Origin of the sequence: Kistimonas scapharcae (genome assembly GCF_039540975.1) — a bacterium.
Classification (GTDB): Bacteria; Pseudomonadota; Gammaproteobacteria; order Pseudomonadales; family Endozoicomonadaceae; genus Kistimonas; species Kistimonas scapharcae.
Genome location: NZ_BAABFL010000346.1, coordinates 1 through 7,510 on the forward strand (window position 1 = coordinate 1; position 7,510 = coordinate 7,510).

A 7,510-nucleotide genomic window follows, 5' to 3' on the forward strand; every position below is an offset into this window, starting at 1 on the left:
ATGACACGTCTCCTAACCCAAGGAAAACCAGTGTCGTAAGTTTAGACGGGAGAATGGCTTATGTTAGGTGGTAATCAGGTAAAATTATTCAGGTACTGATTGAAGCGGGCGCAAAAACAGATCATCTAGCAAAGGAGCTCAATCAGCTATTGAGTCAGTTAACAAAACCAAAAGATATAGACTTCAAAGAAACCCTCAGAAATCATCTCCTGGAGAAAGAGGAAGTAAAGCAGGAAAAAGCCTCTTTAATGGCAAGCTTGATGCAGCTCACTGAAAATTCCGAAGATGACACTGAACGAGCCTTGCATGCTCTTCTCAAACGTCATACGAAACCAGCCGATAAAAAAGCGCAAAAGCAAACACTCATGATCAAGTTATATCAGGCTTTGGAAAAATCAGATGATGTATCTGATCAGCCATTGAAAGAATCATTACGTCTGGGGCTTATTGATCATATGCCCAGCGCATAAATTTCGAGAAAAACCCTGTATAGCAGGATGTATGTGACCTGATTATTTGAAAGCAAGTGAAAATACAACCCCTGAACCTTCAGGCCGATTGATCGCTTTAACAGTGCCATGATGATACTCCATAACCAACCGGACGATGTATAAACCTAGCCCCAAGTGCAAACGCTCAGGGTGGTTTCCATCATCTGGCGGTCGATTCCCTCGACGAAAACGGGCCGGATCACGAACAGACACCATGGAATCAAACAACCGCCCCGCCATCGCCTCAGGCAACAGCGGTCCATCATTTTCTACATCAATGCACACGGTATTACGATCATGGCGCAGCCGAATCAGGATCGTGCCATCAGAGGGGCAAAAATCCACAGCATTGCTGACCAGCTTGTCCAGTGCCTGAACCACCAGCTCAGGCGCTACCTCGCAGTAAACGACAGTATCCGGTAATTCAATCTGTAATATTGCATCAGGATAGATCGCACGGTACGCCTCACTCAACTCTTCCAGCATCTGCCGTATATCAACGGTTTCTTTCTCGGCATTGCTGATGCCCGCTTCCAACCGGGTCGCTTCATTAATGGCCGTCAGTATCGCACTGAGTCGCGCTGCACCCTGCTCAGCCCGGCGTAAATAGACACCGCCCTGCTCTCCCAATGGCTCATGGGACAAGTTATCCAGCGAAGAACGCATCACCGCCAGTGGTGTACGTAATTCGTGAGAGAGCTTGCTTCCCAATGAACGCAAGTAATCCGTATGCTCCCGCAAACGTCCCAGCAAGCGCTCAAAACTACGCGACAACTGACCGATTTCATCCGACATATGGCTGGCAGGAAAAACATCCCGCACCCGCCCATCAACGCCAAAGGCCTGCTCAGCCGCTCGGTTCAATCGCTGAATACGCAACGAGAGCCAGCCCGCATAACCCAAAAGCCCGACAACGGTCACCAGCATTGCCAGAAAGCTGAGGGAAAAGAGCCGATTGAACGCCCGCCCGGCCAGCAACATGGCTTTTTCGCTGCCCTGTTCGGCCACCAGTGCGCCGGCAATGACACCATCCCGGTATAACGGCCATGCCACCACCAGCCTGAGTACGCCATCATCCCGTACCCATTGGCTGGCGGGGCGCCCGGCCAGCGCATCGTTCACCACGGCATTGACCCAGCGCCCTTCATGCCAGTGCGAATGATACTGCGGTAGGCCGCCATGGCTCAGGATAAGGTTATAAAGCCATTCAAGTAACCAGAACATCTCAGCGTCATGCTGCGAGCCGTCCTGCTCTACAGTTTCTTCCACACCGGCCAGCAACCATCCGGCATTGTTGATGACACCCAGCCTGACACCAGGTTTCAGAAACGCAGACAATGCCTCACGCAGTTCCAGATCCGGTGTAATCAGCGGGCCAGTCCGTTGCTCTGCCGGTGCGACCGTGCCTGTCCATTGTTCCGACAGACTGCCGTCAGCCATTTGGGCGGCATTAATCACGGAAAAGCCTACCCCCGCCTTCGCCATGAGCAATGGCATTGCCAGCTCCAGCTGATAACCGGCCGGTGTGTCACGCCAGAAACCACGAATCAGGTTTTCCCGCTGTACACGCTTACGTCCATTCACTGTCCGAATATAACGCGCCAGTACCGGACCGGGTGCTTCCGTTGCAATGGTATAGGTGATGACCTGACCACTCTCATCCTGCAGTTTCAGCAGGAGACGGTCACCGTTATTCAGGGAAGGCAGAGACGGATTGTGATAAACAATGTTTTCATCGGCCACTTTCCAGAACAGATACAGCGTTTCATCATCCGTAGCCGCTTTGAAATTGACCTCAAGGCCAAAGGGGATATTTATCCCAGAAGGGCTATCAACCCGTTGTCCCGTCACCCCCTGCGCCTGCCAGTCCTCTTCATAGCCATCCAGCATCAGCGGACTCTCCAGCCGCCAGGCATAGACATGATGCTCAATCGGCGCCGTCACCGGCTCTGGTATCTGCTGGCGGACTTCAAGGCTGGTCGCAATCGTCTGCAGTGACGCTTCCAGCACCTGCGCCTGCGCATCCCGCAGGCTGGCTTCCATATCCCGCACAGACTGGACTCCCGCCCAGGGCAACACCAACACCAGCAGGCTGACCAGCATCAGCTGACGACTGAGCTTCACCGGCGTACCGACCCTGTTGACGGCAGCATCCGATCAGGCCACCTTCCAGCGATAGCCCATGCCATACGCCGTTTCAATGGCCGTAAACCCGGCATCTACCAACTGGAATTTCTTGCGAATCCGTTTGACGTGGGAGGTGATGGTATTGTCATCCAGTACAACGCGCGCCGCATCCATCAACTGCTGACGGTTTTTGACATGACCGGGATGCAGGGCCAGCGCATGCACCATCCAGAATTCCGTCACGGTCAGGGGAATCTCGGTATCGGCCCAGCTGGCCGTGAGGCAGTCCATATCCAGCGCCAGCTTGCCCCGATCCAGTTTATCGGGCTCCCGGTGCGGCTGCTGTAAGGCATCGACCCGGCGAAACAGTGCATTCACCCGGGCCAGTACATGGGCAATGCTGATATCTTTGGTCAGGTAATCATCGGCACCAAGACGCAGGCCGGAAATCACGTCCAACTCATCATCCCTGGCCGTCAGGAAGACAATGGGCAGTGTAGGCGCCAGGCTACGCAGCTCCCGGCAAAGCTCAAAGCCCCCTTCCACATCGTCGCCCAGGCCTACATCAATGACAGCCAGATCCGGCAAGGTCTGGCAAAAGGTTGCCATCGCCGCTGGCCGGTTATCATAGAGGCTGACCTGAAAGCCCTGCCGCTGGAAGGCATCCCGATAGTTCTCGGCAATCGCAGGTTCATCTTCGACAATCGCAATGTGACGCGCCATGACAATCAACAGGTATCCAGTGAAATCAGGGAGAGAGTATCAGCCATTGCACCAAGGTCTGAAAGTCCTGCAGTCATTTCTTTACGGAACCCCTGAACGGATCGCGTAAGTCACGGTGACAGATCGGTCAGGAGTGGCTTTTGACGAACCCCTCCCCTATCCACTGTTTTTCAGTCTGGAGAAAATAAACACCACACAAAATAAGCCCCATCGCCACCAGATCCAGGAGGGTGACCGGCTCATGAACCACAAAAAACCCGATAATCAATGCCACCACCGGCGGGATATACGTTGAAGCTGACGCCGTCACGGCACCCAGGCGGCCCACAATGAAATAGTAGAGAATAAAGGCAATTCCCGTCCCCAACATTCCCAGCCCGACACCAACCCCTACCAGCGTCTTGGGATCCTCTGCGATCCGGGACATTCCTTCAAAATCCGTTACCACCGTGGAAAGCAGCAAGGCACAGCCAATCTGATACGTGGGCAATGCCACAGCAGACAGATTCAGTCCTGAAAGACATTTCCTGGCATAGACAAACGATCCACCCAGGCTCAGTGAACCAAGCACCATGCACACGGCTCCTTCAACGTTTACCCCATCAATCCCTCCTACCCAGGGACGTGCAATCAGCAAGACACCCGCAAAACCCAGTGCCACGCCAATCCCTTTCTGGACACTCACCGTTTCATCCCGAAGAAAAAGCAGCGTCATAACAAAGGAGAAGAGAGGAATGGAACCACTGAGCATACCCGCCACACTGGACAACAGCAGCGTGGTTCCCCTGGCGAAGGCATAGTAATAAAGCACAGTGGCCAATAACGACATCACCAGAAAATGGTGCCAGTAACGCCAGTGCGACCAGCGTAGTTCCCGGCGGTACAGGGCATAGGCCAGCAATGGGAGAAACCCGAAGAATATTCGTAGAAAGACGATTTGAGAGGGCGTCACCCATTCCGCCGCCCATTTCATAAACAGGAAATTACTCCCCCAGATCAGCCCAAGGGCGGCAAAAGCAATGTAAGCGATACGCTGCATAAAAAAACAACTCAACAATAATTCGTGGTACGACAGGCCACTGTGGTCAGAAAGCCGACAGGGTGGTAGAGAGTCTGGCTGAAAAGCAGGCTAGATGGTGCAGGATTTTATAACGAACGGATCAGAATAACTGTCAAAACACTTTTACAGGAAAGGCCCTTGAATACCAGGTGAAAACAAGGGCCGATTTTGAATCTCCCTATTAATTATGTAGAAATGCGTTTTCCCTCAAACCTTCCTGCGCCAGACCGTGCACTGCGCCAGCGTATGCTGGAATTTCCTGGCTGTTTCCCGAATGACAAACGGCACATCTGCCGGCGGTTGAACTTCCTCGAAATGAGTGCCCAGTAAACGGTGAAGGCCGGTATAGGTATCCAGTACCTCACCATTTTCCCGGATACCTCCCAGCCATTTGTCCCTGGGCGTATAGTCTTCCAGCCAGGTATACGGCGATGTCAGCACCAGCAGACCACCCGGTCGAATACGCTCATGGATCATGCCAAGGAACTGCGCCGGATGATTCAACCGGTCAATCAGGTTGCCGGCGAACACCAGATCATAATTGTCGTATATTGGTTTGAGGTTACAGGCATCCCCTTGAGTAAACCGGATACGATTGACGTCAATGTCATCCAGGCCAAGTTCCGCCAGATCAGCCACACAATAATCCCCCAGCTCCCCTTCCGTCGGTACGAAATAGCGGATTTTTCCTCGCTGCTGTAATTCAGCCGCAGCCGAGATGAACCGCGCGGAGAAATCAATGCCGTCCACATGCTGGAACCAACGGGCCAGCTCAAAGCTGGTACGACCGACGGAACACCCAAGATCAAGGGCACGGGTTCGGGGGCTTTCCTGACTCACGTCACGACAGATTTGTGCACAGGCTACAGGATAGTTTGGGACATCAAAAAAGGTCTCGCCGTAATGAAAAGCCAGATACTGGGCGACCAGGGCATCCGTCTCATAAGGATTGGCTGATGTGTTTTCTACTGCTGTCGACTCCACGTAACGAAAGCCTGCATGCTGGAAGAAATGCCGACGGAATGCATAGCGGGAGTCTCGGATTGCATAGTTTCCGGTGGAAATCCAGCAGCCGCCTTTAATCAGGTTGTGCCGGCCATCAAACGTCGGAGTGGAGAAATCATCGTAACAGGGGTGCACACGGAAACCATCAAAGCCATCGATGGGCGTTGTCGTCCATTGCCAGACATTCCCGATGACATCACACAATTCACCAGTGCGGAATTCATCCACAGGACAGGCGGATGCCCAGTATTCCAGATTGATATTGCCTGGCGCCTTGTCCCACCTCGGCTGGTCGGTATCAATGGCTTCCCGGAGACAATACCACTCCGCTTCACTGGGCAGCTGAATCTGACGGCCTGTCACTTCGGACTTCCATTGGCAAAAGGCCTGTGCCTCATGACAATTGACGTCTACTGGCCAGTTCCAGGGCATGGCAATTTCTTCAAGCATGGTTCGATAACGATAGCTGCCACCTTCCAGTACCCAGAACTCAGGATGGCGTGTTTCACTGAATGTCGCCCAGGCCCAGCCTTCATCCGTCCACCAGCGTTCATTATCGTAACCACCGGCATCCATGAACTGTTTGTATTCGGCATTACTGACCAGGTACTCACTGGCGCTGAATGCAGGCACCTCAACCTCATAGCAGCCGTATTCATTATCCCAGCCATAGAGTGCATCATCGTATGCCTTACCCAATCGCATGTGGCGTCCCGGAATAGCCACCAACCGGTTTTCCGGAGCATCTCCCGTTTCACGACAGGGTTCCCAGTAGGGATGTACCTTCACATACGACAGAGGCAACTGGCGGATTAATACGGAAGAGGTTTCCAGGTGTATCCGCTCATGCTCAATCCCCATCATGATGATCCAGGCCTGACTTTCCCAGGTAATCGGGATATCCAACGGCATGGTTTCAATAAAATCAGAGACCAGCGCCCGCACCTTACGCCGGTAATCCTTCATCGCATCAACGGAAGGCCATTGGTAATGACTGTCGTCCAGGTCATCCCAGGACATTTCATCAACCCCAATTGCGACAATGGCTTCAATATCAGGGTCAACACGTTCCACGATGAGTTTGGCGGTCACCAGCTTGTTAATAAAAAAAGCCGCGGTGTGGCCAAAATAGAAAATCAGGGGGTGACGAAGAGGAATCGCTTTTTCGTACCAGGCCTCTTCACAGGCCAGTGTTTCAAACAGTGTTTCGTATTGGTCAAATGTCTGTTGGAAATAATCTAATAACTCTTGTCGTTTACTTTCAGGATTGCCACTGTTCAGCACCAGTGTACGCGTCACCCTGTCGGGAGAATCACTGTAATTCACATCTTTCGCGGTATTTTCAGGCATGTATCACGCTCCTGAGAGTACGGGTTAGCGGGTTGTCCTGTACTGCCCGGACACGGTGTTTCCATCTCTTATTGCTATCAGATGGTATTGGCCGGCGCAAATCAAACCCAGTGTCGTATTTTGATATATCAGGTATCAGCCAAGCGCTGGCAGACATAAAAACTCATAAGGACCCGGACCTAAGTTTTCTAAGCACATCTGTCCACGCTCTGCGGGCTGTAGACGAGAAAATAAGAGATTATTTATGGCTGGGTACTTACACATGATCATTTACAGGGTGATATTGCTGCTCAACTGAAATGCTCTTAACGGGTCAGTAATACTATTGGTTATTAATAAGGGTTCTGACAGAATAGCCACGCTTGTAAACAAACTATAAGGATGAGATGAATGATAAAAATATTACGAGCGGGATTACTGGTGTCTGTTGTTATCGTTACTGGCTGCGCTTCTGGCCTGAACTCCATACAGCAGCGAGAATACAATCAGTGGCGTCATGATGGCACGTTGATTGAGGAAAAAGATCCGACGACAGGGGCAATCCTTGGTCTTTTACCGGGTGGAGGGTCCTTTTATGCCAGAGAGCCAGCATTGGGAATCGTTAACCTGTTGTTCTGGCCACTCTCAATTATGTGGGATCCCATTAGCGGCTATGATGGTTCGAAAGCTATTAGTTAAATGACCTCCGGCAAAGCCGGAGGCTTATTAGATGACGCCCTCAAAGGGCTTTTATTGCGCCCATGGGCGCGAGTCC

Annotated in this window: 6 protein-coding genes; 2 read left to right on the forward strand and 4 right to left on the reverse strand. The window is 52.1% G+C overall.

Annotated elements, in window-relative coordinates; all coding sequences use genetic code 11:
* The first annotated feature begins 149 nt into the window (after positions 1-149).
* Positions 150-470: a hypothetical protein gene (locus ABD892_RS12410; RefSeq protein WP_345196049.1), complete on the forward strand. Its 321-nt coding sequence runs from the start codon at positions 150-152 to the stop codon at positions 468-470.
* A 42-nt stretch (positions 471-512) separates the two neighbouring features.
* Here the strand turns inward: ABD892_RS12410 and ABD892_RS12415 are convergent, their stop codons facing one another.
* The 4 genes from ABD892_RS12415 to ovoA form a co-directional block, all read right to left on the reverse strand.
* Positions 513-2,615, reverse strand: a complete 2,103-nt coding sequence (locus ABD892_RS12415) for an ATP-binding protein (RefSeq protein WP_345196050.1) — start codon at positions 2,613-2,615, stop codon at positions 513-515.
* A 33-nt stretch (positions 2,616-2,648) separates the two neighbouring features.
* Positions 2,649-3,341: a proteobacterial dedicated sortase system response regulator gene (gene pdsR, locus ABD892_RS12420; protein ID WP_345196051.1), complete on the reverse strand. Its 693-nt coding sequence runs from the start codon at positions 3,339-3,341 to the stop codon at positions 2,649-2,651.
* 127 nt (positions 3,342-3,468) lie between these two features.
* Positions 3,469-4,380: a DMT family transporter gene (locus tag ABD892_RS12425; protein ID WP_345196052.1), complete on the reverse strand. Its 912-nt coding sequence runs from the start codon at positions 4,378-4,380 to the stop codon at positions 3,469-3,471.
* Positions 4,381-4,608: 228 nt separating this feature from the next.
* On the reverse strand, positions 4,609-6,756 hold the full coding sequence (gene ovoA / locus ABD892_RS12430) for a 5-histidylcysteine sulfoxide synthase (RefSeq protein ID WP_345196053.1): 2,148 nt from the start codon (positions 6,754-6,756) through the stop codon (positions 4,609-4,611).
* 390 nt (positions 6,757-7,146) lie between these two features.
* Here ovoA and ABD892_RS12435 point away from each other — a divergent pair, with 390 nt between their 5' ends.
* Positions 7,147-7,434 carry a hypothetical protein gene (locus ABD892_RS12435; protein ID WP_345196054.1) on the forward strand — a complete coding sequence of 96 codons (288 nt, stop codon included), beginning with the start codon at positions 7,147-7,149 and terminating at the stop codon, positions 7,432-7,434.
* Positions 7,435-7,510 lie beyond the last annotated feature (76 nt).

What these genes read in the sequence shown, in the direction of transcription:
- pdsR (WP_345196051.1), bottom strand. Translation starts at nt 3,341, where the DNA reads ATGGCGCGTCACATTGCGATTGTCGAAGATGAACCTGCGATTGCCGAG.
- ABD892_RS12425 (WP_345196052.1), bottom strand. Translation starts at nt 4,380, where the DNA reads ATGCAGCGTATCGCTTACATTGCTTTTGCCGCCCTTGGGCTGATCTGG.
- ovoA (WP_345196053.1), bottom strand. Translation starts at nt 6,756, where the DNA reads ATGCCTGAAAATACCGCGAAAGATGTGAATTACAGTGATTCTCCCGAC.
- ABD892_RS12435 (WP_345196054.1), top strand. Translation starts at nt 7,147, where the DNA reads ATGATAAAAATATTACGAGCGGGATTACTGGTGTCTGTTGTTATCGTT.